Raw genomic sequence first — 25,105 nt, 5'->3', positions numbered from 1 at the left:
TTTGTGAGACGTGATGCAATTTTTTATACAATTTTCAAGCGTGTCCCAGAATTGTTTTTCGAGTTAGTAGAACAACCACCGCCTGAAGCTGCTAGCTATCGCTTTGAATCAGTTGAAGTTAAAGAACCAACATTTCGGATTGATGGGGTATTTTTACCTCCACCAGATGCAGCATCTCAGATAATCTTTTTTGCTGAAGTACAATTCCAAAAGGATGAGTTACTGTACCATCGCTTTTTCTCAGAATCCATGCTGTATATGTATCGCAACCCGTCGCTTTACGATGACTGGTACGGGGTAATTATTTTACAGTCTCGCAGCTTGGAACCGGAAAACACCACTATTCATAGATCGTTACTGAACAGTTCTCAAGTACAACGAATTTATTTAGATGAGTTAGGTAGTCCTGATGAGTACAAAGTAGGTATCAGTTTGATGCTGTTGACTATTGCCTCAGAGACTCAAATGGTTCGGGAAGCGAAACGTTTAATTGAGCGGGTGCAACAAGAGCAGATAACTGTCTTGGCTAAGAAGGAGATAATAGATGTAATCACAACAATTGCAGTTTATAAATTCGCAAACTTAAGTCGTGAAGAGGTAGAGGCTATGTTAGGAGTTAAGTTAGAAGAAACTAGGGTTTATCAAGAAGCTAAACAAGAGGGACGAGAAGAACTAAAACTTGAACTTGTACCTCGGTTCTTAGCTCGTGGTATGTCGATGGAAGAGGTTGCCCAGTTACTTGATTTAACTATCGAACAAGTAAGACTTGCAACTGAGCAAGAGTCTTCAACATCAACTTAGTAACTACCGTAATTTTCATAGCAATGCCTAGTTTAAGCTACGCCTACATCCTTTCATATAAAAGCGTAGGCGTAGATATCGTGCCAAATAAAAAAGCCAGTGCTAAAGACCAAAATTAAAAGTTTTTACCATAAAAATTCTCTAAGGTGATTTACAAGAATAAATATACCGATGCCGTTGGTTTCGACTTCGCTCAACCAACTGATAGATCGAGAGTTGAGCGTATCGCTAAAGCGAAAGCTCCGCTAACGCGTAGCGTCTCGCAGAGAAGTCGAAACTCGCCAACACAGGTATTTTCTTCGTCGGAAATCACCTAAATTTGTAATTTTATGATAGAACATTACAGTTTTTAGCCAGCTATAAAATAAACAACAGAAAGTGAATATTATAATGAACCCTTTCCAATTGAATAACTATAGCGATCGCGAACCAAGCGAGAAACAACAAAAAAGATTTCCGGGATGGTTTGCTTTAGATTTTGGTACGTCGAATTCGACAGTCACACTCTTCGATCCAATTGAAGTACCGATCGCAGAAATTTTACCCAAAGAGCAAGAAATGCGGTTGCGCGATCGCTTATCGCAATGGCTAAGTTCTCCCGCCTCCGTAGCTTTACCGGATGTCAGCACTGATGATTGGGCGAAGTTTATCATAGAAATTAGCAAAAATTTGGAGATAGAACCCAGCCGATTGAGTGAAGTATTTGAAAGTGATAATAAAGAGCGATTTTTAGAAGCAATTCGCCAAATTGAACTTTCTTTAGGAAACAGCGAGAGATTCCGTCGTGCTGTCAGCAAAAAACTTTACCAAATTTATCATGAAGTGTTCCGCGTCCCTACCCTAGAGTCGCAAAATCTGATCCCAGTTGTGCTGGATATCGATCGCCGCGATACGGAAATTCCCAGCGAGTCGGAAATTTCGCACTTAGGGGATTTAAAACTGCGGATGGGTAGGGAAGCTAGAGATAACCGAAAAAAAGCGATCGCTCAAGGTACAAGCGGTTCTTTAAAGGAAATTATCAGCAGGTTTCACCATTCACCCAAACGCTATTTTGGCCAGGAGCGATCGTTTTCAGTTATTTTGGATGGCGAAGAAGAAACAATTACCGCTAACCAGTTAATACAATCTGCTTGGGCGCATTTAATCGAGTTAACTGAAGACTACCGCCAACACGCACGACGCAGATTTTCGGAAGGAGATTTTTTAACAGCAGTTGTCACCTACCCAACAGTCGCCCCACCAGTTGTTCGCAAGGAAGTTAAGGAATTAGTTGAGCAGTTGGGAATCGATGATGTTCAAACTGCTTATGATGAAGCCGTTTCTGTGGCAATATTCTTTTTATGGCGAGAATTTGGCGGTAATCTCAACATTGGGATTGAGTCATTCAAAACCCGTTGTCGCCAAGTAGGAAACAAATGGTCACAAAATGTTCTCGTCTTGGATATTGGCGGCGGAACTACAGATTTAGCTTTAATTGAACTGACTTTAGAAGATAAAACTCCTAGTTTTGCTGATTATGAAGACCGGGGTTTAGGAGGACGTTACTATAAACTTACCCCCAAACTATTAGGATCATCTGGTCATTTACAGTTAGGTGGCGAGTTAATTACGCTGCGAATTTTTAGATTATTAAAAGTTGTGATCGCAGATTTTTTGTTGACAGCAGTCACAATAGGTGATATTGAAAACGAAAAATTAGAAGATTTAATTAACTCCGAGTTAAACGAGCGCTTTTTAGAACAAGGCAAATTTAAAACTGGCAGTCTTTTAAAATGCCTAGATAAAGAGAATCCAGAAGGTGATATTGCTTACAAAGATGCCCTAGATACAGCCGAGAAAGTATTGCCCACCCGTTGGCAACAAGCACCACAACGTCTGCAATCCTTTTATATTCTCTGGGATTATGCAGAAGCAGCTAAACTGAAACTTGGGCAAAAGCCACCAACAGAGAATTCTCTATTAACCTTCACACTTTCTGAGCAGCAAATTTCCGAATTGCTCACCCAAAGCGCCATTAAATTGCAAGTCAAAGATCCAAATAACATCTGCGTCACTTTAGATAACCAGCAATTTGAACGAGCCGCCGCATCTGGAATTAAAGAAGCGATCGGAATTGCTAAAGGATTAATGGAAAGTCGTTTGCGTCCCGACGATCTCACCAAAGATTCTTGGAATTCCCAAAAAGTTGATTGGTTAATTTTGTCTGGGAAAACTTGTAATTTAGACGTAGTGCAGCGCCAAATCTACCAAGAATTTAGTAAATCTCCGTATTTTGTCTGGAATCCAGAACGGATTACCTTTGTGTTGGAATTTACCAAGCTAGCCACTTCTGCCGGTGCTTGTTATGCCGAAAAGTTACGAAGATTGAGATTCGATCCAGAAGAGTCTAAAAGCTTGTTGCGTAAGGGAGCCAACCAGCTAGAAATTGATGTCAAAAACCTGTTTTATTATTTGCCCTGCAACTTCAAACGCAAAACCCAAAGTAACGATTTACTAACTATATTCAAAGCTGGACAAGAACTCTATCAACTCGCACCTTGGGAAACTGTTGCTAAAGTTCGTACTCATTGGCAAGGCATACAATTAACTAATATTATCTACCGTCAAGATTACGAAGAGGGAGATTTACGACTATGGGGAAGCTTTGACGGCAAAAACCTGATGAATCAACTGCAAATGCCAGAAGTAGAATTTCTGAAAAAAATCAAAGTCCAGTTTGAGATTGACCAAACCCTCGAATTTAACGTATTGCTTTGTCAAGGAAATCCTCATTATTTGATTGACATTTCTGGTATTGATTTAGAATCAGTAGTTTCAGAAACTTCAGCACTATTTGCTAATGGTAAATTAAACTGGAATATTGCTGTAGAGCGCTTCAATAAAGACTTAAATGATGGTGATATTGCCGTCAATGTGATTGAGTCAGCAACTGTCGATCAACCAGATGCCTATCATCTTGTATTTGAAGTCGGAAATGATGGTAGTAAAACGTTTCACAAATTTCATTATTTGCGCGATGGGGTGACGCAAACAGGAATTGGGTTAATTAGTAATCCCTTACCTCCATTCCCACAAACTGGCCAGCACACCTTCTATGTTTATCAAACAGATGCCGAAACCAACAGTAAAAAATGGATAAGAATTGGCGCACTCAGTAAACCAGATGTGACAACAGATTATCCTTGCCAATATCGTGTAACTCTCGACGATCAAGGTATTCTAAGAATGCACGCCGGTGAAGTACCTTACTGGACATCACAAAATCAAGAATGCCTGAAAGAAGAAGGATGTGTTTACTGTGCTGAATTAGAATTGCAACCTAATGAAGTTGATAAAGAACGCGATCCCTTTTGCGGCATACATTAAACCTCTGCGTTCCTCTGCGCGAAACTTTGCGTTCCTCTGCGTTAAAAAAAATTAAGATTTTTAAACGCAAAGGGGCGCAGAGGTTTGCCAAGTTTTATTCGCTACAAAAATATTTGGAGGTGAGATTCATGCAGCACTTGCGTCAATTATTAGAGATAGAAAACTCGGAGTTAGCCCAATTACTGCGGTTTAGTTTGTATGGATTAGAGGCTAGTTTAAATCAGGCTCGCACCGAATTTCCACTAGATCCAGGATCTAAAATATGTGATGAGGTGCTGCAAGAACTTCATAGTCTGTTACAACCTGCACCGCCACAGCAAAATACTGGTTGGGAAGATGCGCCAGATGAGTTAAAACTAAGCCACCTTCGAGAAGCTTTCGATTCCGACTCAGAACTCAGTTATTATCTGGGTAATTCCCAACTGCAAAGCCAAACAGACTCTGATCTGTGGAATGAGATTCAACGCAAACTGCTGCGAGTCCCAGAGGATTTGGCTGTAACTTGGCGATCGCGCACCTTAGATTTAGCCCAAGAAGTTGGTGCGATCGCAGATAATTCTAATCTCTTTCAGCTTCCCTTTATCCGCGACGAAATTATCTACCCCGGACTTACTGGTACTGTTCAAACTCAGGGATTGACCTTGTATCAACAGGCACTCTCAACTTCTAAAATTCCCCAAGGTAATGCATCCGATTTACCAGCAGCATTCCTATTTTTATATATGAATTTTATCGAAATAGACCCAGATTTACATCACGCTTTAAAGAGCGTTTTTAGCTTCGATGTCGTTTCCTTACACTCCAAACCAGAACAGCGCGATCAATATATTGATGCTTTAAGCGATCGCTTCCAACGCACCCAAAAAGCAGAGAAAAACACCGATCCCCTGTCAATTCTCCGTGCCTGGATTGACATGGACGAAGCGATACATTCTCTAGTATTTGTACCACCGGCTGAACGTTATTCTTGGTGGGGAAAGCTACAACATGAATCACGACGCATCTTGAAGAAAGTCGCTGATGAAGCTATTAATGCAGGTAATGAAGTGCGAATTCGCCAATTATCGGGACTTTATGCAGATATCTGTGCTTCATCCAAGGATGACTTACAACTAGACTGTGGTGGTATTCCTGGCGAAGTCTTAACTTGTCTTCGAGTATATGCGCGAATCAATCAAGAAGAATCTCCCGGTCGTGTAATATTTCGCTCATCACGCTAGTTGCTGGCGAGTTTTCTAATTCTTGAGATTATGAGGCAAGACAGATAATTTTACTAATCCCCGCCTTGCCTCATAATCTAATGAAGGTAAAAACGTTTAAATTTATAAAATGCCCCAGAAGTGTAGAATCCCTTGACCAGAAAACACTTCAAGTGCAACGGCAGATATAAAACCAATCATTGCAAAACGACCGTTCCAATTTTCGCTCTGAGGAGTGAAGCCCCAGCGCAAAGCATTAGGATCTTCTGAAACCGAAGGCGTAGTCTTCTTAACGTCTGCCATAAATAATACTCCGAGCTTTTATGTTGTAACAGTTATAACTGCCTGTAAAGTAATGTAACAGACTTTTACGAAATTGCAACATAAACTCAAGAGAAAACTCAGTAAGAGGTATTACGGGTACGTAGTTTTATGATAGTAGGTTTGCGATCGCTTAACTTATTTTTCACCAATTTTCTGAGAAGGATGTTAAAAATGCCTATAGTCTCATTTTTGTAAATTTTATAGATAGGTAAAAATGGCGATACCTGATTATCAAAAGATAATGCTTCCGTTGCTAAAATATGCGCTTGATGGTCAAGAACACTCTATGAGAGAAGCCATTGGAGCTTTAGCTAACCAGTTTAATTTAAGTGAAGACGAACGAAAAGAATTATTACCCAGTGGTCAACAACCATTATTTGATAATCGGGTAGGATGGGCAAGAACATACTTAAAAAAAGCAGGTTTATTAGCAACCCCAAAAAGAGGATATTTTGAAATTACAGAACAAGGTATAAACGTAACAAGACAATCTCTACAAGAGATAGATGTTCAATTTCTTAATCAATTCTCTGAATTTATTAACTTTAAGAGTTCAAAAAAACAAGACAATAAGATTAATTCAGATTTTGACGAAATATCAGAAAAAACCCCCCAAGAGTCTATAGAATTAGGATATCAAAAAATTCGCAATGAGTTGGAAATAGATTTAATTAATCGAATTAAAACTATCTCGTCAGATTTTTTTGAAATAATTGTGATTGATTTACTTATTAAAATGGGTTATGGAGGTTCAAGGCGTGATGCGGGTAAAGCTATTGGCAAAAGTCGTGATGGTGGAATTGACGGTATAATTAAGGAAGATAAATTAGGATTAGATGTTGTTTATATCCAAGCGAAAAGATGGGATGCTAATGTTATAGGCAGACCAGAAATCCAGAAGTTTGTTGGTGCATTATATGGTCAAAGAGCAAAAAAAGGAGTGTTTATTACCACTTCTAAATTTACTCAAGATGCAAAAAATTATGTCGCTGACATAGATATAAAGATTGTATTAATAGATGGACAAGAATTAGCACAATTGATGATTGATAATAATGTAGGCGTATCAATAGTATCTGTTTATGAAATTAAAAAGATAGATTCAGACTATTTTACAGATAGTTGAATTTTATTTTTGTATAAATGTTTAAATAATTAAACTAATATACTTTAATCTACCAAAAAAATACTTTTATGTTCAAAAGTCCTCTACGATATCCTGGTGGTAAGTCGAAAGCAATAAATCAAATAGCCGAATATTTACCAGAAAGCTTTTCGGAATTTCGAGAACCTTTTGTGGGTGGTGGTTCTGTATTCATTTATTTAAAACAAATTTTTCCTGATATCAAAATTTGGATTAACGATTTAAACCGCGAACTATTCTTATTTTGGAAGTTTGCTCAATCTGATCTAGCTCAGTTGGTTAAACAAATTCGATATATTAAAGTAAAGTCTACAGATGGCAAATTATTGTTTTCAGAATTGACTAGTGTAGATATCAATAAATTATCTGATTTAGAAAGAGCCGTTCGTTTTTTCGTACTTAACAGAATTACTTTTTCTGGAACTGTAGAATCAGGTGGTTTTTCACAAGAAGCTTTCCATAAAAGATTTACTGATTCTTCAATAGAACGACTCGAAAAGTTAGAAACTATATTATCAAAAAACGTCCAAATTACTAATTTAGATTACAGCCATCTATTAAAATCAGAAGGTAAAGATGTATTTTTATTTTTAGATCCACCGTATTTTAACGCTACCAAATCAAAACTCTATGGTAAAGACGGTGACTTGCACACTTCTTTTGAACATCAGAGATTTGCTGAACTTTTGCAACAATGTCATCATCGCTGGCTAATTACCTACGACGACTCACTACACATTCGAGAAAATTTTCAATGGGCTAATATCTCAGAGTGGGAATTACAGTATGGGATGAATAACTATAAGCAGAGTGGTGCTGCGAAAGGAAAAGAATTATTCATTACTAACTACGAAGTGAAACTTTATTTAGAGAAAAAATCACAAGTTCAGGATCTTGCTAATCCAGCTTTGCAATTAAGTCTTGAGATTTAAACCTAACTTTGATAGCTTCCAATTTTCCGGTAGGATAACCCATAGCTCTCAATATAGCTACAACATACAAACCTTAGCTATGGTAACTTCTCCAATCCCTGCTCAAGAATCCTCTGCTAGCTGGTATATCCTGCTGCAACAATTAATAGATGGCCAATCTTTGTCTCGTACTCAATCTGCTGAATTGATGCAAGGTTGGCTCAGTGAAGCGGTTCCCCCAGAGTTATCAGGGGCTATTTTAACAGCGCTGAACTTTAGAGGCATTTCTGCCGACGAGTTGACCGGTATGGCAGAGGTATTACAATCTCAATGTTCCCCACTCAGCACTCAGCACGGGCTAAACGCCCCGCTACCGCTAACACCACTCAGCACTGTAATAGATACCTGTGGCACTGGTGGAGATGGTTCATCAACCTTTAATATTTCTACAGCCGTTGCATTTGTCGCCGCAGCCTCTGGTATACCTGTCGCCAAACACGGCAATCGTTCAGCTTCAAGTCTCACGGGGAGTGCAGATGTATTGGAAGCCTTGGGTGTAAACTTGAGTGCCTCTAGTGAAAAAGTACAAGCCGCACTACAAGAAGTCGGGATCACTTTCTTGTTTGCCCCTGGTTGGCATCCAGCACTCAAGGCGGTTGCTTCATTACGGCGGACTTTGAGGGTGCGAACAATTTTTAATTTGCTCGGGCCGTTAGTAAATCCCTTGCGTCCAACTGGGCAGGTGGTGGGCTTATTTACTCCCAAACTTTTGGCAACTGTTGCCGAAGCTTTACAGAATTTGGGCAAGGAAAAGGCGATTGTGCTACACGGGCGAGAAAAACTTGATGAGGCTGGGTTAGGAGATGAAACTGACTTGGCGGTGTTATCAGATGGAGAAGTGCAGTTAACTACCATTAATCCCCTAGATTTGGATCTAACACCTGCTCCCATAGGTATGCTTCGGGGTGGCGATGTCCAAGAGAATGCGGAAATTCTCAAGGCTGTACTCCAAGGTAAGGGAACTCAGGCGCAACAGGACGCAGTTGCTTTAAATGCTTCGTTGGCGCTACAAGTAGCGGGTACGATCGCATTCCTCGATCACGCCGAGGGGATTAAAATCGCTAAGGATATCCTACAAAGTGGGGCTGCTTGGACGAAGCTGGAGCAGTTGGTTGAGTTTCTAGGGAATTGATTTGCGATCGCAATTGCGGGCGAAACTCTACCACATTACGCTTAATGGTGACATCGTAGTTACCAAAAAAGTCATGTCCTAAAAGTCCAGTATCTAGTTCCGCACCTGCGATCGCTACTGCTACTCTATTCACTACTACCCCGCCAAGGGCCATCGAATTCACATAGCCTACAGGAAATTCTACCGCTCTGGAACTCGCGGTATTTGCTTTAGCTTTTCCCACTGTGACGATTCCCAAAGCATTAGCCATCTCTTGGGTGATGACAGTGCCACTTGCTCCCGTATCCACAATCATCTCAAATTGTTGCTGGCCATTAAAGGTAACTTCCACAATTGGCGTGCCACCAATTCGTCTTTTTATCGGCGCTGTAAATACTGCTTCATCGGGAATCACCACTGCTGATGAAGGCAAAGCTGGCTCTGGTGGTAACGGTTTTGTTTCTCGTGGAGGTAAAGTTAATTTTGGTGTGGTTTCTCTTTGAGGAACAACAACGACTATTTTCTGAGGTTCTCTAACTGCAACAGGGCGAGGATTTGCTTGCTGTTGGGCATATTTAACTTGGCGGCGATATTCCGTGATTTTGGTTTGAGCGATCGCAAATTCTGGGCTTTGTCGCCGCACTTTTCGCATTAGCGCGATCGCCTCCTGATACTGACTCGCCACCAATTTCCAATCATCTGGAGATTGAGCCGATTGGCTGATACTCCAAGCGCCAACAGCTTTGTCTCGTCCCATCTCAAAAAGACTTGGTTCACTTTCAAACGGATCTAGCGGCTGCGCTTCTGGGGTAGCTGCTGGTCTTACTGGTTTAACGGTAGGCTGGACTGGTGCTAGATCCCCAATTGGCGTAGGTTGCTCATCGCCACCAGTAGCGGTGTTCAGTTTGTCTTCACTACAGGCAACGCACAAAACCGCTAGAGTGCTTGATACAAAAATTAGGGTTGCACGGGATAAAAAAGACTGAAGCATAATTAATTTTAACTGCCCAAGCTTTGCCAAATCCACTCCCGCTACTTTAATTCTTTTTTAATTTTAATTAACTATCTTTAAAACTCCCAATTGCCCAACTCATGGGATAATTAACAATCGCAGTATTGGGGAATAAGGAATAGGGAATAAGAAAGAGTATGCCCAATGACGCCACTTGCTCCACTTGGGGAGACCCCAAGACCGCAGTGGCTCCCCAATGCCCACTGCCCAATGCCCACTGCCCAATCTACTATGCCCCTGACTGACTCAATACCAGCTTTACTTGTCCTTGCAGATGGAACCACTTATCGCGGTTGGTCTTTTGGTGCGACGGGAACCGCGATCGGAGAAGTGGTGTTCAACACTGGCATGACAGGCTATCAAGAAGTTCTGACTGACCCTAGTTACCGCGGTCAAATTGTGATTTTTACCTATCCTGAATTGGGGAATACTGGCGTCAATCTCGAAGATGAAGAATCAGATGGGCCCCAAGTGCGGGGTGCGATCGCCCGGAATATTTGTCATCATCCAAGTAACTGGCGATCGACACAAACTTTACCTGACTACCTCAAACAAAACCAAATACCAGGGATTTACGGCATCGATACCCGCGCCCTCACCCGCAAAATTCGGATGTTCGGAGCGATGAACGGTGGCATTTCTACAACCATTCTCGATGAAGCGGAATTGCTAGAGCAGGTACTAGCAGCCCCCAACATGGCAGGATTGAATCTGGTTCGTGAAGTCACCACCTCAACGGCTTATGAATGGTCTGATCCCACAATTCCAGCTTGGGAATTTAACTCGGAGGCTGGGGAAAATCTTGGAGAAGCCTTTACCGTTGTTGCCCTTGACTTTGGCGTAAAACGCAATATTTTACGTCGCTTAGTCAGTTATGGTTGCCGGGTAATTGTTGTACCCGCTGATACACCACCAGAAGAAATTCTCAAATACAATCCAGATGGTGTGTTTCTTTCTAATGGGCCTGGCGACCCTGCTGCCGTCACTGAAGGGATTGCAACTGCCAAAGCACTCCTGTTAAGTGAAAAACCCATCTTTGGTATTTGTATGGGACACCAAATTTTAGGTCATGCACTAGGGGCAGAAACCTATAAACTCAAATTTGGTCATCGTGGTTTGAATCAGCCTGCCGGTTTACAACAACGAGTAGAAATTACCAGCCAAAACCATAGTTTTGCAATTGACCCAGATTCTTTACCTACGACAGTTGTAGAAATTAGCCACCTAAACTTAAACGATCGCACCATTGCCGGGGTACGGCACAAATCTCTACCTGTCTTCTCCGTACAGTATCACCCAGAAGCTAGTCCTGGCCCACACGATGCTGATTACTTGTTTGAGCAATTTATTCAAGCCATGCGAACAGCACGTCAACCCCTCCAGGAAATTCAAAATTAAAAATAAAAAATTCAAAATGAAAGAATTCTTTTTGAACTATGCATTTTTAATTTGGAATTAGAGCAAAAAGCAAGAGTCAAGTTGTCGCATCTAGGATTAAATAAAAATAGCAAAATGCAAATGGGGGATCGGGGACTAAGGACTGGGGAAAAGTTTTCCAATGCCCAATGCCCAATCCCCTATTTCAACAGATTGTAGACAACTTGCTCAAAAACCATTTATACTTGAGCGTTCACTTTAACTCATGAGGAGGGAATTATTGCTGAGCCACTGAATCTAACCGTTAGCCTGAGGGGCACTCGTGAAGTCCGGGATAACTGTCAGCTATTCCGCCTCACAGGTTTGTTAGATGCTTTTTCTGAGCCGACATTTCGCAAGACACTTGGCAGCAAGATAGACGAGGGTCCTAAGCACATTATTTTGGATCTCTCACAAATTGACTTTGTTGATAGCTCTGGCTTGGGCGCTCTGGTGCAGCTAGCCAAGCAAGCTCAAACTGCTGATGGCACTTTGCAAATTGTCACGAATGCCCGCGTAACTCAAACGGTCAAGCTTGTTCGCCTAGAGAAGTTTCTCTCCCTGCAAAAATCAGTTGAAGACGCTCTAGAAAACGTCAAGTAGTCTTGATTGCTCGATCTGAGAGGTAAATTTAGCTATCCAGATTCAATCTCAGATAGCTTAATTTTTAAAACTTCTGGCAGAAAACCTCTCTCCTTGTGGGAGAGGCATAAAGCCAGTTGAGCTATTATGTTTAAAGTTGAGTAAAAACTAAAGATATAGAGACCCAATTTATTGGGTGTGTATTGGGTATGTAATCGTTGGCTAGAATATTGGATAAATAATCAAATCTGAGATATTTGTTGTAAGAAATACAAAGCCAGCAGATTTGTTTATAGATAGATTTGACTTGATGCTGTATAGTTAAAAGTTGTCGTTTACTCCGTAAGCATCACAATGCTACCAAGTAAAAGGGTGAATTTGATGTTAAAATTTTACCCTATCTTAGGCGCAGACCACAAGAAGTAGGCGAAATTTGGTTTATAGATGTTGACATCAGGGTGATTTTAAATGCCAACTCTCAATCAAAAAGATGAAATTAAGAAGTAATTTTGATAGTATTGATTATGCTAAGTATACTATCACGGCATACTTCAGAAAAATCAGTCTTTGCGAAGAATGCCTGCCAAATGTAGCCCGTCAAGGAATGATTTATTTGTGAAGTCACAGGAGGAAGAGCTATTAGATGGACAAGATGAAACTCCCAAACAGAGCTTGTCTTGGACTGAAGCACTCTTGGCAACCACAGGGCCATTCCAACAGATTTCCCTCTCGCAAGTGCAACAAATTTCTCCTAGTGCTTTAGCATATTTAGGGGATGCAATTTATGAGTTGTATGTTAGAATGTTCTATCTGCTGCCATTGCAGCGGTCAGGGATTTACCATCGTCTGGTAGTGGAGCAGGTAAGAGCAGAAACACAAGCGCTACATTTGCGATCGCTGATTCCTCATCTCAGGGATAACGAATTAGAAATTGTCCGACGGGGTAGAAACGCCGCAACAGGACGCCCTAAGCGACTTAATCCCGAAATTTATCAACAGGCAACTAGTCTAGAAACTTTAATAGGCTACTTATATATCGCCGATTACCAACGTCTAACCGAGCTGTTGCAAATACTTCATCTAGAAAAAGAGTGAAAACTCAATTTCACAGTAGCCACAACACTAGATTAGGTTCAAAAAATTGAGGTAATCGGAACGAGCAACCATACGCTATATTCATAACTCAAATGCAGGATAAACCCAAAAAAGTCAAGACTTCTAGCGAACCAAATCGGGGACAACCCGTAAAAATTAAGGGTAAACGTGTTATTACTAATCCGGCTCGCAATCCCAGGAAAATAGATAGCAACCCCATTTCTGTTGCGAATCCGACTCGCAATCCCAGAAAAGTAGATAGCAATCCCATATCTGGTGCGAATCCGACTCGCAATCCCAGGAAAGTAGATAGCAAACCCACATCTGGTGCGAATCCAACTCACAACCCCAGAAAAGTAGATGGCAACACCATCTCTGTTGTTAATCCGAATCGCAATCCCAGGAAAATAGATAGCAACCCCAGTTATGGGAACTCGCGACAACAAAATAGCAACTTCTCCCAGCCGTCTGTATCTACACCGACAGAAGAAGATAACGATCTCATCTACGGTCGTCATCCAGTATTGAGTGCATTGCAAAATCAGCGCAATCTCAACCGTCTCTGGATTACTACCCGTCTGCGGTACGATCCCAGCTTTCACCATTTTCTCTTGCAAGCAAAGGAAAATGGCACAGTTATTGATGAGGTTGAACCCAAACGTTTAGACTATCTCACCAACGGCGCTAATCACCAAGGTGTGGCAGCACAAATTGCTCCCTACGCTTACATGGAATTGCCCGATCTAATTGAGCAATGCAAATCTGTAACTGATGCTGTAATTGTAGTAGCTGACGGAATTACCGATCCCCACAACTTGGGAGCAATAATTCGTACTGCCGAAGCAATAGGCGCTCAAGGATTGGTGATTCCCCAAAGAAGGGCATCTGGGATCACTTCCACTGTCATGAAAGTGGCAGCAGGCGCTTTAGAAAATTTTGCTGTAGCTAGAGTTGTCAACCTCAGCCGCTCTTTAGAAGAATTAAAAGAAGCTGGCTTTTGGATTTACGGTACTGCTGCAAGTGGCAGCGAACCTTTGCATACAGTGAATTTCACTGGCCCAATCGTTTTGGTAATCGGCTCAGAAGGTGAAGGTCTGGGTATGTTGACTCAACGCTCTTGTGATTTTTTAGTATCGATTCCTCTACAGGGTAAGACTCCCAGCCTGAATGCTTCCGTAGCAGCAGGTATGGCGCTTTATGAGATTTATCGCCAGCGATCGCTAAATACCCTGCACTTAGATAAATTACAAAAAAGCTCTTTGAAAAAATAACGTAACAGAGTATAAAGAAATGTAAAAGATAATAAAGCAGCATATCGTTTAACACCCTGTAGACGTTTATAAATCGGCTAAAACCATGAAAACCATTTGGCATAACCTCAAGGAAGTGTTAATTAACACATTCGACTACATCGGCTTGGCTTGGTGGGTAGAGATTGTGACGCAGAATCCCCGTTGCACGTATTACTTCGGGCCATTTCTAAGTTCTTCTGATGCAACATTAGCAAGCAAAGGATACATAGAAGATTTGGAGATCGAAGGAGCGCAGGGAATTGTTGTGAATGTCAAGCGCTGCAAACCTAGTAACTTAACAATTGCTGACGACTTGGGGGAAAGATTTGACCGCAAAGTACAGCCTGCCTTTGGCGGTCAAATTTAAGTTAGGCCAGAAAATGAAAAGGATGCTCTGATGCGGGGACGCAAAGACATGGAGACACAGAAAATCCTTTTACCGGGGGTTATTGTGTCTTTTTCACTCATTGCGTCACTACATCTTCCCTCTCCTTTTTTCTTCGTCAATAGTCAAAATTTTTTTAAATATTTTTTTAAATATTAAATATCTAGACTATTGACTACCAGTTACCTGCGGATGTTCTTTCAGCCAACGATCAATATCATTTAGCACCTGCTGGGGAACTTCCCACGGAAAAAGATGAGCGGTGTTGGGATAGCACTGCCACTGAGAATTGTTAAGGTGTTGAGCAGTTTGTAAGCTGGAATCAGATGTGATGTGGCGGTCTTTTTCACCAGCAAGTACTAAACTAGGACATTGTATTTGTTCTAAATCTACAAGCCGATTGTATCCTGATTGAATTGCACTATAGAGCGCACGAGTAGCAGCAGGGGAGGTTTGCAAATAAGCCGGTACTGCTTCCTTGGCGATGTAATTGTAACTGGTAGATGTATGTTGTTGGATTAGGTAGCGGAAAAGCGATCGCTTACCAAAAGTTTCAATATTCCATTGCCAACTCGGTTTTATATAGTTCAATAGGGCAGCAATGCCAGTATATAAATTATCCTGCCAAGTAATAGGAGGATGACTGCCACGGGGTTTTGCGGCTGTCGCCACCAAAATCAGCCCAGTAACGCGCTCTGGCAAACGTAATGCCATCTCCATTGCCAGAATGCCGCCAAGCGACCATCCCAATACCAGGCACTTTTCAATGTGCAAACGGTCTAGCAGCGCTTCTAAATCAGTCAAATGGTCATTCATATCAAAATTGCCGTTGTAGCGACTTTTGCCGTATCCGCGTAAATCAGGGGCAAAAGTTTTGTAGCGTTTTGATAAATGATTGGTAAAGACAGAAAGACTACGACCAGTACCAGGATGACCATGTAAGCCCAAAATAGGGAATCCTTGACCTTGGGTGTAGACATTTAGACGTGCAGTGGTTGTGGTGTAGCGATCGCTCATTACTCGCCCTTCTCCTGTCTACCGAACAAATGTTCTAAAATACGTTGACTTTCAGTTTTCAAGCCTTTAATCTTAGTCACAACTTATTTCCGTTCAAAATCGCTTCAAAGTTACGTACCTATTCAGTTTAGGTTGTGAACCTACAAGCTAGACACTGTTTTAGTCTTGTATTTGAAGGGTGGTTAGTCTTACTCTTACAAGCCCTGTCTGTTCAGAGCAGGGTTTGTGACAGTAGTTCCATCTTATTCTTCTAATTGTGTCATAGGCTTGAAATCCTTTTGCCTAGCAACTACCCAGAATGAAGAATTATGTTTACCTGTAGCGATCGCACAAGCTGAAGTTCTACTGGCTCAACGTTGAGATGGGTTGCGACTAGTGTAAGAAGTATTCCGAGATTCAAAGCTTGTAACCGCAAATCCATCTTCTGATTCATATCGTCTATCATCTCCTCATGCTAGGGTCGGACAAACAGGAGAGTGTAATGGCTGCGTTTCGACCTACGCGACGACACTTTATTCAAGTATTTGGCGGGGCAAGTGTCCTAACTCTCTTTGGCTGCAATCGACGGGAGCAAGAAATGGTGACGCTATATACCTTTGGCGACTCAATTTTAGATTGCGGACGATATAACGAGTTTGGTGTTCATCCAGGGCAACTCCTCGTCCAGAATAATGATCGCCTATTTCCCGAATTTCAAGGTCAGGATCTGACTTCACGTGGGTCTGCTCAACTGCAACATCGTGCGCGTGATGGTGCAACGGTTGATGGGTTGCCTTCTCAGGCTCACCAATTGCGGGTGGAAGGAAAGGCGATCGCACTAATCACTATCGGTGGTAACGATCTACTGCGGGGATTAATTCAAGATACTGGTGCAGGGATCGCAACTTTTGCCAATACTTTGGACACATTTGTACAGCAGTTGCCAATTCGCCCCGTTGTGCTTGGTAATGTGTACGATCCTACCTTTGGAGATGACAGGCGCAACTTTGTAGGGGTTGAGTCGGCGATCGCCCGCAAGAACCTCCAGCGCATGAACACTGCAATTCAAGAAATCGCTAATCGCTATGGGCAATTTGTTGATCTCCACGCCCATTTCCTAAAGGGCGATCCATCCTGGTTTACAGCGACGATCGAGCCAAGTCTGTTGGGTGCATCCGAAGTGAGACGGGCTTTTCTCCCCTATGTTGTCGGTAAATAAAGATATTTTTTCCTGTGTCGATATTATAGTTGAGCGTTACCAACCCAATCCTTAATCACAAACCACTAGTGCCGATTGCATCGATCGCAGCTTCCAAGGCGATCGCCACATGAGTCCAGTGAGTCCCTCCTTGGCAATAAACTACATATGGCGATCGCATTGGCCCATCTGCTGATAATTCCAAAGTACTCCCTTCAATAAATGTCCCCCCAGCCATGACCACCTGGCTCTCATAACCTGGCATATCATCTGGAATAGGATCTAAGTAGGAACCGATAGGAGAATGCTGTTGTATGGCTTTACAGAAAGCAATTAGCTTTTCGGCAGAACCGAGTTTAATTGCCTGAATTACATCTCCACGGGGAGCTAGGGGAGCAGGATTTACTGGATAACCGAGTTTATCAAATACATAACCAGTAAGATAAGTCCCTTTGATCGCCTCTCCTACCATCTGCGGCGCTAGAAATAAGCCTTGAAACAGCAGGCGATTTTGGTCAAAAGTAGCACCACCATAACTACCAATACCGGGAGCAGTGAGGCGACAAGCGGATACTTCTACTAAGTCGGCGCGACCGGCTACATAACCGCCAGCACTGACAATGGTGCCACCAGGATTTTTAATCAATGATCCCGCCATTAAATCAGCACCTACGGCTGTAGGTTCCTTTGTTTCAATAAATTCGCCATAGCAATTATCTACAAAGCAAACGGTGTTCGGATTTTGCTGTTTGACTAAGTGAACGATTTTTTCAATATCGGCAATTGATAAACTAGGACGCCAAGAATAGCCACAAGAGCGCTGAATTAAGACTAAACGAGTGTTTTCAGCCACACTAGTTCTTATTGCTTGCCAATCTATAGTTCCTTCTGGGGATAGCTCCAATTGACGGTAATTTATGCCAAACTCGATAAGAGAGCCTTGACCTTGACCCCGTAAACCAATGACTTCTTCAAGCGTATCGTAGGGAGAACCGACCACTGCTAACATTTCATCTCCAGGACGGAGAACACCAAACAAAGCACAGGCGATCGCATGAGTTCCCGAAACAAACTGCACTCGCACAGCCGCAGCTTCAGCACCCATAACTTCGGCAAAAACTTTATCTAAAGTTTCTCGTCCTAAATCATCGTGACCATAACCACTTACACCAGCGAAGTGGTGTGTCCCTACACGGTGATTACGAAAAGCATCCAGCACTCGTTTTAGATTATGCTTGACCTGAGCGTCAATTCCAGAAAAAATCTCTAATAGTGCCTGTTCTGCTTGCCGCAGCTGTTCTAAGCTGTTCATCAGTTCCTCGTTCAAAAAAATTAAGATTATAGATATGCGGATTTTAAGATCGCGCAGACTAGGCTAGAAAATTCAAATTCAGGTTACTGCATGACAATTGCTACTTCAACCAAACCTCAAGTTAACTGGGTTAATACCCTATTTTTCATTGGACTGCACATCGGCGCTTTATTTGCCTTTGTTCCTGGTAACTTTAGCTGGACAGCAGTTGGTGTGGGTTTCCTGCTGTACTGGATAACAGGTGGTTTAGGAGTTACTCTCGGATTTCACCGCCTTGTTACTCATCGCAGTTTTCAAACTCCCAAGTGGCTAGAGTATCTCCTGGTTTTCTTTGGGACACTCTCGTGTCAAGGAGGCCCAATTGAGTGGGTCGGGACACATCGCATTCATCATTTAAACTCTGATACTGATGCCGATCCCCATGATTCTAATAAAGGCTTCTGGTGGAGCCACATGGATTGGCTGATTCACTACTGTCCCGCTCACGCTGATGTTCCTCGTTTCACCAAAGACATTGCCGAAGACCCAGTTTATCAGTTTTTAGAAAAATATTTCATTTTGATCCAGGTTGCTCTAGGTGTATTGCTTTTGCTTCTAGGTGGCTGGTCATTCGTTGTCTGGGGAATTTTTGTTCGCATTGTCTGGGTTTACCACTGCACTTGGTTGGTGAACAGCGCGACTCATAAATTTGGCTATCGGAGCTATGATTCTGGCGATAAATCGACTAATTGCTGGTGGGTAGCCGTACTAGTTTTCGGTGAAGGCTGGCATAATAACCATCATGCTTTTCAATACTCAGCTCGTCATGGGCTGGAATGGTGGGAAATCGATTTAACCTGGATGACAGTTCAATTGTTACAAGCAGTTGGTCTGGCTACTAATGTGAAGTTGGCCCCAACAAAAGTTAGTTAAGAGGTAGGAGTTAGGATGTGTAGCCTTTTTAACTCATAATTGATCACTTCTAACTCCTAACTTTTCAAAAAGCTATTTACTTACGGGTGCGCTTGTGTCGGTTAGGTTGCTATAATCCGAAGCGCTAATGTGAAGAATTTTTACGGCAAGTTACTTTTTGGTGACTTGGTGGAGGAGTTTATTGTTTTTTAGGTGTCCATGACTACATCAATAATTAATAGCCAGAAACTAAGTGATGAGCCTAGTAATTCCGACTTTCGGCTCAAAGATATTGTCAAAACCCTGCCACGCGAATGTTTTCAGCAGAACCGTCGCAAAGCTTGGACACAAGTCCTGCTGAGTGTCTTGGCAGTCGCCTTGGGCTATTACAGCCTGATTATCACTCCTTGGTTTCTTTTGCCCCTAGCTTGGATTTTTACGGGCACTGCTTTAACAGGTTTTTTTGTAATTGGCCATGATTGCGGTCATCGGTCTTTTGCCAAACGTCGTTGGGTAAATGATTTGGTAGGGCATTTTTTCATGATGCCGTTAATTTACCCCTTTCACAGTTGGCGGATTAAGCATAATTATCACCATACTCATACCAACAAGCTGGATGAAGACAACGCTTGGCATCCCATTAGACCAGAAGTGTTTGAAGATTGGGATAAAACCCGACAGTCTGCTTTTGAACTGTTCATGCGTAAACGGTTCTGGTGGGTAGGTTCCATTGGACATTGGGCTGTGGTGCATTTTGATTGGCGGAACTTCAAAACTAAAGACCAATCGAGTATCAAGCTTTCTGTGGCTGTAGTAGTTGTATTTGCTGCGATCGCTTTTCCGCTTCTGATCGCTACAACTGGTATCTGGGGCTTTGTCAAGTTTTGGCTAGTACCCTGGATGATTTACCATTTTTGGATGAGTACTTTTACTATTGTTCACCATACTGCCGCAGATGTTCCTTTTACGACAGCGAACAAGTGGAACGAAGCTCTAGCACAGCTAGCTGGCACTATTCATTGCGATTATCCGCGCTGGGTAGAAATCCTGTGCCACGATATCAATGTTCATGTTCCTCATCATATTTCCACTGCGATTCCTTCTTATAATTTGCGGCTAGCTTACAGCAGCATCAAAGAAAATTGGGAGCCTTATCTACATGATGAGTGTCAGTTTTCTTGGCCTTTAATGAAACAGATTACAGACCAGTGCCAACTATACACAACTGACGTTGGCTATAAGACTTTCGACGAACATTATACACAGCGATAAATAGCACTGTGACTACACTCACGCTCTTAAATTTAACGAGAGCGTTTATAATGCTGTGTTTAAATAGAATTTGGCGACTTTTTACTAACTAAAAATTGTTAGGTAAATTGCCAAAGTTTCTCTTCTTTGGTGTTAGCGATCGCTAGCTTCGTGGGCATCCTAGAGGTGAGATTATCTTGTCTCAAATAAAGTTCCGATTTATATCCAACAAAAGAATCCAGTGCAATCAAATATCGTCACGTTCAATAATCCTGCTGGCTACGAAACGTCTGAGGATTCCACTAAATTACCTTTCACTCTTCAAGATTTAAAAGCTGCAATTCCTGCTGAATGCTTTCAGCCCAATGTAACAAAATCACTTTTTTACTTTTTTCGTGACATCCTGATTATCAGTCTGCTTTATGCAGTTGCTTCTTACCTGGATTCTTGGCTTTTCTTCCCGATTTTCTGGCTAATGCAAGGAACGATGTTTTGGGCTTTGTTTGTAGTCGGGCATGACTGCGGACATCAATCTTTTTCTAAGCATAAATGGCTGAATGATTTGATTGGACATCTTTCTCACACACCAATACTTGTTCCTTATCATGGTTGGCGAATCAGCCATAGAACCCATCACAAAAATACTGGCAATATCGATAACGATGAAAGCTGGTATCCTGTAAGCGAATCACAATACAAGGAGATGCCTTTAGCCCAAAAGATCGGCAGATATTATATTTTTCTCTTGGCTTATCCTGTGTATTTGTTTAAGCGTTCTCCTAATAAAGAAGGCTCCCACTTTTTGCCCAGCAGTTCGCTTTTCAAACCATCGGAAAAATGGGATGTCCTCACTAGTACTGTACTTTTGATTGGCATGGTAGGTTTGCTTGGCTTCCTCACCTACCAATGGGGTTGGATGTGGTTGCTGAAATATTATGCTGTCCCCTACCTTGTATTTATAGTTTGGCTAGATTTGGTGACATTTTTACACCACACTGAGCCAGAGCTTCCCTGGTATCGTGGAGAAGATTGGACTTTCTTGAAAGGCGCAATTTCTAGTATTGACCGTGATTATGGTTTGGTTAATCATATCCATCACGATATTGGTACTCATGTTGCTCACCATATATTCCTTAACATCCCTCACTACAATTTGCTGAAGGCAACTGAGGCAATAAAACCAGTGATGGGTGAGTATTTCCACAAATCGGAAGAACCTATTTGGAAGTCATTATGGCGTTCATGTCTCAGCTGCCATTTTGTACCTGATAGTGGTAGTAGAGTTTACTACACATCCAACAACAAGTTAGCTAAAGACTAGAGCCAATTTCAAAAGCCCTCTCCCAAGCTTGGGAGAGGGCTTTTGATTCATGGAAGAAGTCTAATAACTGAAGCTAGCTTGCTTTTGATGTTGTTCACCATGATGGCTACAACCATCCTAATGATTATGGTGATGATGACCATGCCCGTGGGAGCAGTTTTGCAAATCTTGCTTCATCAGCTTGTCGCTGATTTCTTGCAATGATTCATCCACAGCTTGTAAGCCAATCCAAGTATCAATCTTTTGGACATCAAATCCTACCTCACGGCGATCATTTACTTCTAATAAAGGACGGCGAATTAACAGTGGCTCTTTCAGCATCAGCGCCAAAGCGGTTTGTTCATCCACTTTTTCAGGAACCACTTCACCAGATTTTACTTTGGGAGCGGAAAGATTAAACCATTCGGCTACGGGGCGATCGCCAAAAAATGAACGCAACCGCTCAACTGTCCAAGGTTCTGTTAGCAGATTGCATGGTATCACTTCATGACCAGCAGCTGTGAGCAAAACTTTTTGCTTAGTACCACCTTTACAGCCTGGTTTGCTATAGAAAATTACTCTTGCCATTTAACTACCTCTTAGTAGAATACGGTTTGGTTGTAGGGATGCACAGCTGTGCATTGGCATCAACTTAAGTTCAAACGCTTATTTCACAGGCGTTTTACCCCCCTTAGTCCCCCCTTGGAAAGGCAGGGCTGATTCATTCCATTTCAAACAGGATTTGTCAAGATGGTTAGCAAGAAAATTGTAAGTAAGCGTGACGAAGAGATGAATATTTAAGCACTGAAATATCAGTAAAATAGTTGGTTTCATCGGCACGCTAGTAACAAAATAACTAATTTTTAATTGCTATAACCCTTGATTTTTAAAGCTCTTTGGGGAATGAAACAGCCCTGCCTTGGAAAGGGGGGAAAAAGGAATCTAGTTCCCTCCCCAATACATACGGGGAGGGTTAGGATGGGGTAACGCAAATCGTGATGGGAAGCTAGAGAACTGAAATATCACGTTTTGACAAGGGTTTCACGTTAGGTTGACACGTATGCACGGCTGTGCCTCCCTACTGTGTGATGCTAAAAGTTTTTAGCACTATACTTAATCGGGTCAAACTCAAATCTCTCATTGGGATCGGTTTCACCGTAGATATTAAAAGTCACAGTTGGTTCATCACCCACTGCTTCTACACTGTGAATAGCATCGGGAGTAAAGCTAATAATATCTCCTGGAAATAAAGTTAGCTCTCCCGTCTGTTCAATTTTGTCCTCAAATTCTGGGCTATTAGTGCGTTGCCAAAAAGTATTTTTTTCCTGACCTTTTAGCACCGCGACGATTCCCCATGTCCCATGATTATGAATGTTTGAACGGGTTCCCGGTGCAAATGTTACTGTTTGCACAGTTAAGGGAAAACCCAATTCATCGTATAGGAGTAAAACAGAGGTTCCCGTTTTGGGCGAAGGTTCTAACTGTTGACTTCGTACCCAGTAGGAATTTACAATCAAGCGCCTTACGAGCATCCGAATTTCTGGCAGACAACTGACTTCATCATCCCCACTATTGAGAACATCTTCTACCTCAGTTAAAAATCGATAAAGGCGGTAATTTTCTCTCAATAAATCCCATGCTCTTACAGATTTACAAGCTTGATGCTGACCATCCCCCGTTAGTAGCCAATCTCTACCTTTCATAACTTTTAAATTGATAACGGAGAAGATTGGATGATCAGGATTGGAGAGACATTAGGAATATTACCTACAGGAAGTTTAGTAGGTATCGTGACAGGAGGAAAGATAGAGTTACTATCAGTAGCTGCTCCTAATAGGGAGTAAGAGGAATACGATCTGGTAGATAACCAATTGTTCATGATTTTTCGCAAAAAGGGCATTGGGCATTGATTATTTTACAGACGCGATTAATCGCGTCTCTATTCAACTCGACTCTTTCTTGTCGAGAAGTGCATTGACTAATTAATCATCTTCTTCAGCTGGACGTGTCAAAATATCCAGGAGAATTCCAGCACCAAAATCATGCTTTTCATCTATCTCTTTAACTTTGGTGCTGATTTTTTTTGCTTCCTCAATTTCTCCTAACTTTGCTAGTACTAATCCAGAAGCAGCATAAGCATTTAAGTACAATCGAATTTGTGGTTCTTCTTTGCGATTGACTAGTATCGGCTTAAGTTGCTCCCAGTCATCAGGAAATTTTTCTAGTTCTTTAATTTTATCTAATAATTTGATTGTTGTTTGTAATGCAAGAGAATAATTATTTTTATAATAGAAAAATCTATATGCTGCTACCAAGACATCTGTATTTTCACCAGTTTGTGCTAAAGCTTGTTGAATATATTTTTCTGATTTTGATGTGTTATCCCAGTTTTGTGCAGCTAAAACTAATAAGTTTTTAATGTCCTCTGGAACCTGGAACCATGAGAATCTGTTTGCATCGAGTTGCATAATAATTTTTTGTGCGTAGGCAATAGGTAATAGGCAATAGGCAATAGTAAAAAAGTAGTAATAATTACCAATGCCTAATGCCCAAGTTAAAACAAAGTGAGAATGTACACCAAAGTGAATAAAACAATCCAAATAATGTCAACGAAGTGCCAGTAAATTTCTGTCATTTCGATGAAAGTATGATTGGTTGCAGAATATTCACCAGGGAGACGCGATCGCCACAATGCGCGTAATATCAATAACAGTCCCACAAAAACGTGCAAACCGTGGAACCCTGTCATGATATAAAAGCAGTTGGCGAAAACGTTGGTAGTCAGTCCGTACCCTAATGTTGAGTACTCATAAACCTGACCACCCAAGAAAATTGCACCCATGATTGCAGTAATGGCATACCACAGTTGCATTCCCTTGACGTTATTCTTTTTAATCGCCGTATCACCGAAGTGAATTACAAAACTACTAGACACCAGAATAATGGTGTTAATTGTCGGCACAAGTAGTTCTACTTCACTCCCTTCTGGAGGCCAAACTGCTGTAGTACCTCGGAAAAATAAGAAAGTGGCAAAAAATCCTCCAAACATCAGGGATTCAGAGGCGAGGAATGTCAACAATCCCCAAACTCTTAAATCTGGATGTTCTTCATGTCCTGTACTGTGATCTTCGCTCGTGGTTGTAGCTATAGTCATAGATTTTTTGACAATACGATCTACTCTGTCTGTTGTGGAAACTTGAATAAAGAATGAAGTATGAACCAGCTAAATTTCCATTCTTTATCCAAAATCCTTGTTTAGCCAAACTCTTAACTTGTTCAGGAATTTTCAAAATTCCGAGTTTTGTGTTCTGAATTCGGGCGTTCGTTTTCTGAATTCGGGCGTCCGTTTATTGAATTCGGGCGTCCGTTTATTGAATTCGGGCGTTCGTTTATTGAATTCGAGCGTTCGTTTATTGAATTTGGGCGTTCGTGTTCCAAGCTTGAAGTTTCGTGTTCCAA

Annotated in this window: 24 protein-coding genes; 15 read left to right on the top strand and 9 right to left on the bottom strand. The window is 41.7% G+C overall.

Going from position 1 to position 25,105, the window contains the following annotated elements:
• Nucleotides 1-3: 3 nt before the first annotated feature.
• From RMY27_RS07585 to RMY27_RS07575, 3 genes are all read left to right on the top strand, one after another.
• Nucleotides 4-801, top strand: a complete 798-nt coding sequence (locus RMY27_RS07585; protein ID WP_322661877.1) for an Rpn family recombination-promoting nuclease/putative transposase — start codon at nucleotides 4-6, stop codon at nucleotides 799-801.
• 390 nt (nucleotides 802-1,191) lie between these two features.
• The gene (locus RMY27_RS07580) at nucleotides 1,192-4,167 is read left to right on the top strand and encodes a molecular chaperone (protein WP_322661875.1); all 2,976 of its coding nucleotides are present in this window, start codon (nucleotides 1,192-1,194) and stop codon (nucleotides 4,165-4,167) included.
• Nucleotides 4,168-4,295: 128 nt separating this feature from the next.
• Nucleotides 4,296-5,387 (top strand): hypothetical protein, encoded by a 1,092-nt coding sequence (locus tag RMY27_RS07575; RefSeq protein WP_322661873.1) that lies wholly within the window; start codon nucleotides 4,296-4,298, stop codon nucleotides 5,385-5,387.
• Nucleotides 5,388-5,489: 102 nt separating this feature from the next.
• Here the strand turns inward: RMY27_RS07575 and RMY27_RS07570 are convergent, their stop codons facing one another.
• Nucleotides 5,490-5,669 carry a high light inducible protein gene (locus tag RMY27_RS07570; RefSeq protein ID WP_190893926.1) on the bottom strand — a complete coding sequence of 60 codons (180 nt, stop codon included), beginning with the start codon at nucleotides 5,667-5,669 and terminating at the stop codon, nucleotides 5,490-5,492.
• Nucleotides 5,670-5,904: 235 nt separating this feature from the next.
• On the opposite strand from RMY27_RS07570, the gene RMY27_RS07565 reads away from it, so the two are divergent.
• The 3 genes from RMY27_RS07565 to trpD all read left to right on the top strand — a co-directional run bounded on the left by RMY27_RS07565 (nucleotide 5,905) and on the right by trpD (nucleotide 8,937).
• Nucleotides 5,905-6,816, top strand: a complete 912-nt coding sequence (locus tag RMY27_RS07565) for a restriction endonuclease (RefSeq protein WP_322661870.1) — start codon at nucleotides 5,905-5,907, stop codon at nucleotides 6,814-6,816.
• A gap of 68 nt (nucleotides 6,817-6,884) precedes the next feature.
• Nucleotides 6,885-7,766 (top strand): DNA adenine methylase, encoded by an 882-nt coding sequence (locus RMY27_RS07560; protein ID WP_322661868.1) that lies wholly within the window; start codon nucleotides 6,885-6,887, stop codon nucleotides 7,764-7,766.
• A gap of 79 nt (nucleotides 7,767-7,845) precedes the next feature.
• Nucleotides 7,846-8,937 (top strand): anthranilate phosphoribosyltransferase, encoded by a 1,092-nt coding sequence (trpD, locus tag RMY27_RS07555; protein ID WP_322661867.1) that lies wholly within the window; start codon nucleotides 7,846-7,848, stop codon nucleotides 8,935-8,937.
• On the opposite strand, the gene RMY27_RS07550 is transcribed toward trpD, so the two are convergent.
• On the bottom strand, nucleotides 8,867-9,907 hold the full coding sequence (locus RMY27_RS07550; protein WP_322661866.1) for a retropepsin-like aspartic protease: 1,041 nt from the start codon (nucleotides 9,905-9,907) through the stop codon (nucleotides 8,867-8,869). The genes trpD and RMY27_RS07550 overlap by 71 nt on opposite strands.
• Nucleotides 9,908-10,159: 252 nt before the next feature.
• Between RMY27_RS07550 and carA the strand changes: the two genes are divergently transcribed.
• The 5 genes from carA (at nucleotide 10,160) to RMY27_RS07525 (ending at nucleotide 14,680) form a co-directional block, all read left to right on the top strand.
• Nucleotides 10,160-11,326: a glutamine-hydrolyzing carbamoyl-phosphate synthase small subunit gene (gene carA, locus RMY27_RS07545; RefSeq protein ID WP_322662029.1), complete on the top strand. Its 1,167-nt coding sequence runs from the start codon at nucleotides 10,160-10,162 to the stop codon at nucleotides 11,324-11,326.
• 255 nt (nucleotides 11,327-11,581) lie between these two features.
• Nucleotides 11,582-11,947, top strand: coding sequence for an STAS domain-containing protein (locus RMY27_RS07540; protein WP_084227153.1), 366 nt, complete (start codon nucleotides 11,582-11,584; stop codon nucleotides 11,945-11,947).
• A 594-nt stretch (nucleotides 11,948-12,541) separates the two neighbouring features.
• Nucleotides 12,542-13,021: a Mini-ribonuclease 3 gene (locus RMY27_RS07535; protein ID WP_322661864.1), complete on the top strand. Its 480-nt coding sequence runs from the start codon at nucleotides 12,542-12,544 to the stop codon at nucleotides 13,019-13,021.
• A 92-nt stretch (nucleotides 13,022-13,113) separates the two neighbouring features.
• Nucleotides 13,114-14,292, top strand: coding sequence for a 23S rRNA (guanosine(2251)-2'-O)-methyltransferase RlmB (gene rlmB / locus RMY27_RS07530; protein ID WP_322661862.1), 1,179 nt, complete (start codon nucleotides 13,114-13,116; stop codon nucleotides 14,290-14,292).
• Nucleotides 14,293-14,377: 85 nt separating this feature from the next.
• Nucleotides 14,378-14,680: a DUF1816 domain-containing protein gene (locus RMY27_RS07525; protein ID WP_322661860.1), complete on the top strand. Its 303-nt coding sequence runs from the start codon at nucleotides 14,378-14,380 to the stop codon at nucleotides 14,678-14,680.
• Between the two features lie 186 nt (nucleotides 14,681-14,866).
• On the opposite strand, the gene RMY27_RS07520 is transcribed toward RMY27_RS07525, so the two are convergent.
• Both RMY27_RS07520 and RMY27_RS07515 read right to left on the bottom strand, forming a co-directional pair.
• On the bottom strand, nucleotides 14,867-15,715 hold the full coding sequence (locus tag RMY27_RS07520; RefSeq protein WP_322661858.1) for an alpha/beta hydrolase: 849 nt from the start codon (nucleotides 15,713-15,715) through the stop codon (nucleotides 14,867-14,869).
• A gap of 289 nt (nucleotides 15,716-16,004) precedes the next feature.
• Nucleotides 16,005-16,148 (bottom strand): hypothetical protein, encoded by a 144-nt coding sequence (locus tag RMY27_RS07515; protein WP_322661856.1) that lies wholly within the window; start codon nucleotides 16,146-16,148, stop codon nucleotides 16,005-16,007.
• 48 nt (nucleotides 16,149-16,196) lie between these two features.
• Between RMY27_RS07515 and RMY27_RS07510 the strand changes: the two genes are divergently transcribed.
• Complete coding sequence (locus RMY27_RS07510) at nucleotides 16,197-16,913, top strand: SGNH/GDSL hydrolase family protein (RefSeq protein WP_322661854.1); 717 nt, start codon at nucleotides 16,197-16,199, stop codon at nucleotides 16,911-16,913.
• A 55-nt stretch (nucleotides 16,914-16,968) separates the two neighbouring features.
• Here the strand turns inward: RMY27_RS07510 and RMY27_RS07505 are convergent, their stop codons facing one another.
• Nucleotides 16,969-18,204: a methionine gamma-lyase family protein gene (locus RMY27_RS07505; protein ID WP_322661852.1), complete on the bottom strand. Its 1,236-nt coding sequence runs from the start codon at nucleotides 18,202-18,204 to the stop codon at nucleotides 16,969-16,971.
• A gap of 90 nt (nucleotides 18,205-18,294) precedes the next feature.
• Between RMY27_RS07505 and RMY27_RS07500 the strand changes: the two genes are divergently transcribed.
• The 3 genes from RMY27_RS07500 to RMY27_RS07490 all read left to right on the top strand — a co-directional run bounded on the left by RMY27_RS07500 (nucleotide 18,295) and on the right by RMY27_RS07490 (nucleotide 21,667).
• Complete coding sequence (locus tag RMY27_RS07500; protein ID WP_322661850.1) at nucleotides 18,295-19,116, top strand: acyl-CoA desaturase; 822 nt, start codon at nucleotides 18,295-18,297, stop codon at nucleotides 19,114-19,116.
• A 198-nt stretch (nucleotides 19,117-19,314) separates the two neighbouring features.
• On the top strand, nucleotides 19,315-20,367 hold the full coding sequence (locus RMY27_RS07495) for a fatty acid desaturase (RefSeq protein ID WP_322661848.1): 1,053 nt from the start codon (nucleotides 19,315-19,317) through the stop codon (nucleotides 20,365-20,367).
• A gap of 220 nt (nucleotides 20,368-20,587) precedes the next feature.
• Nucleotides 20,588-21,667: a fatty acid desaturase gene (locus RMY27_RS07490; RefSeq protein WP_322661845.1), complete on the top strand. Its 1,080-nt coding sequence runs from the start codon at nucleotides 20,588-20,590 to the stop codon at nucleotides 21,665-21,667.
• Nucleotides 21,668-21,784: 117 nt separating this feature from the next.
• Here RMY27_RS07490 and RMY27_RS07485 read toward each other — a convergent pair whose 3' ends face one another.
• The 4 genes from RMY27_RS07485 to RMY27_RS07470 form a co-directional block, all read right to left on the bottom strand.
• Nucleotides 21,785-22,234, bottom strand: a complete 450-nt coding sequence (locus RMY27_RS07485; RefSeq protein WP_322661843.1) for an ArsC/Spx/MgsR family protein — start codon at nucleotides 22,232-22,234, stop codon at nucleotides 21,785-21,787.
• Nucleotides 22,235-22,737: 503 nt separating this feature from the next.
• Nucleotides 22,738-23,349 (bottom strand): cupin, encoded by a 612-nt coding sequence (locus RMY27_RS07480; RefSeq protein ID WP_322661840.1) that lies wholly within the window; start codon nucleotides 23,347-23,349, stop codon nucleotides 22,738-22,740.
• A 279-nt stretch (nucleotides 23,350-23,628) separates the two neighbouring features.
• On the bottom strand, nucleotides 23,629-24,114 hold the full coding sequence (locus RMY27_RS07475; RefSeq protein ID WP_322662027.1) for a hypothetical protein: 486 nt from the start codon (nucleotides 24,112-24,114) through the stop codon (nucleotides 23,629-23,631).
• A gap of 86 nt (nucleotides 24,115-24,200) precedes the next feature.
• Entirely contained in the window at nucleotides 24,201-24,800 is a 600-nt protein-coding gene (locus RMY27_RS07470; protein WP_322661839.1) for a heme-copper oxidase subunit III, read from the bottom strand.
• Nucleotides 24,801-25,105: the final 305 nt, after the last annotated feature.

It is taken from the genome of Nostoc sp. DedQUE09, from assembly GCF_034530915.1.
Classification (GTDB): domain Bacteria; phylum Cyanobacteriota; class Cyanobacteriia; order Cyanobacteriales; family Nostocaceae; genus Nostoc.
This window is presented reverse-complemented; position numbering and strand designations above follow the sequence as displayed.

Excerpts from the sequence above, each read along its gene's own strand:
- RMY27_RS07580 (WP_322661875.1), top strand. The coding sequence starts at position 1,192 with ATGAACCCTTTCCAATTGAATAACTATAGCGATCGCGAACCAAGCGAG.
- RMY27_RS07575 (WP_322661873.1), top strand. The coding sequence starts at position 4,296 with ATGCAGCACTTGCGTCAATTATTAGAGATAGAAAACTCGGAGTTAGCC.
- RMY27_RS07570 (WP_190893926.1), bottom strand. The coding sequence starts at position 5,669 with ATGGCAGACGTTAAGAAGACTACGCCTTCGGTTTCAGAAGATCCTAAT.
- RMY27_RS07565 (WP_322661870.1), top strand. The coding sequence starts at position 5,905 with ATGGCGATACCTGATTATCAAAAGATAATGCTTCCGTTGCTAAAATAT.
- RMY27_RS07560 (WP_322661868.1), top strand. The coding sequence starts at position 6,885 with ATGTTCAAAAGTCCTCTACGATATCCTGGTGGTAAGTCGAAAGCAATA.
- trpD (WP_322661867.1), top strand. The coding sequence starts at position 7,846 with ATGGTAACTTCTCCAATCCCTGCTCAAGAATCCTCTGCTAGCTGGTAT.
- RMY27_RS07550 (WP_322661866.1), bottom strand. The coding sequence starts at position 9,907 with ATGCTTCAGTCTTTTTTATCCCGTGCAACCCTAATTTTTGTATCAAGC.
- carA (WP_322662029.1), top strand. The coding sequence starts at position 10,160 with ATGCCCCTGACTGACTCAATACCAGCTTTACTTGTCCTTGCAGATGGA.
- rlmB (WP_322661862.1), top strand. The coding sequence starts at position 13,114 with ATGCAGGATAAACCCAAAAAAGTCAAGACTTCTAGCGAACCAAATCGG.
- RMY27_RS07525 (WP_322661860.1), top strand. The coding sequence starts at position 14,378 with ATGAAAACCATTTGGCATAACCTCAAGGAAGTGTTAATTAACACATTC.
- RMY27_RS07520 (WP_322661858.1), bottom strand. The coding sequence starts at position 15,715 with ATGAGCGATCGCTACACCACAACCACTGCACGTCTAAATGTCTACACC.
- RMY27_RS07515 (WP_322661856.1), bottom strand. The coding sequence starts at position 16,148 with ATGAATCAGAAGATGGATTTGCGGTTACAAGCTTTGAATCTCGGAATA.
- RMY27_RS07510 (WP_322661854.1), top strand. The coding sequence starts at position 16,197 with ATGGCTGCGTTTCGACCTACGCGACGACACTTTATTCAAGTATTTGGC.
- RMY27_RS07505 (WP_322661852.1), bottom strand. The coding sequence starts at position 18,204 with ATGAACAGCTTAGAACAGCTGCGGCAAGCAGAACAGGCACTATTAGAG.
- RMY27_RS07500 (WP_322661850.1), top strand. The coding sequence starts at position 18,295 with ATGACAATTGCTACTTCAACCAAACCTCAAGTTAACTGGGTTAATACC.
- RMY27_RS07495 (WP_322661848.1), top strand. The coding sequence starts at position 19,315 with ATGACTACATCAATAATTAATAGCCAGAAACTAAGTGATGAGCCTAGT.
- RMY27_RS07485 (WP_322661843.1), bottom strand. The coding sequence starts at position 22,234 with ATGGCAAGAGTAATTTTCTATAGCAAACCAGGCTGTAAAGGTGGTACT.
- RMY27_RS07480 (WP_322661840.1), bottom strand. The coding sequence starts at position 23,349 with ATGAAAGGTAGAGATTGGCTACTAACGGGGGATGGTCAGCATCAAGCT.
- RMY27_RS07475 (WP_322662027.1), bottom strand. The coding sequence starts at position 24,114 with ATGCAACTCGATGCAAACAGATTCTCATGGTTCCAGGTTCCAGAGGAC.
- RMY27_RS07470 (WP_322661839.1), bottom strand. The coding sequence starts at position 24,800 with ATGACTATAGCTACAACCACGAGCGAAGATCACAGTACAGGACATGAA.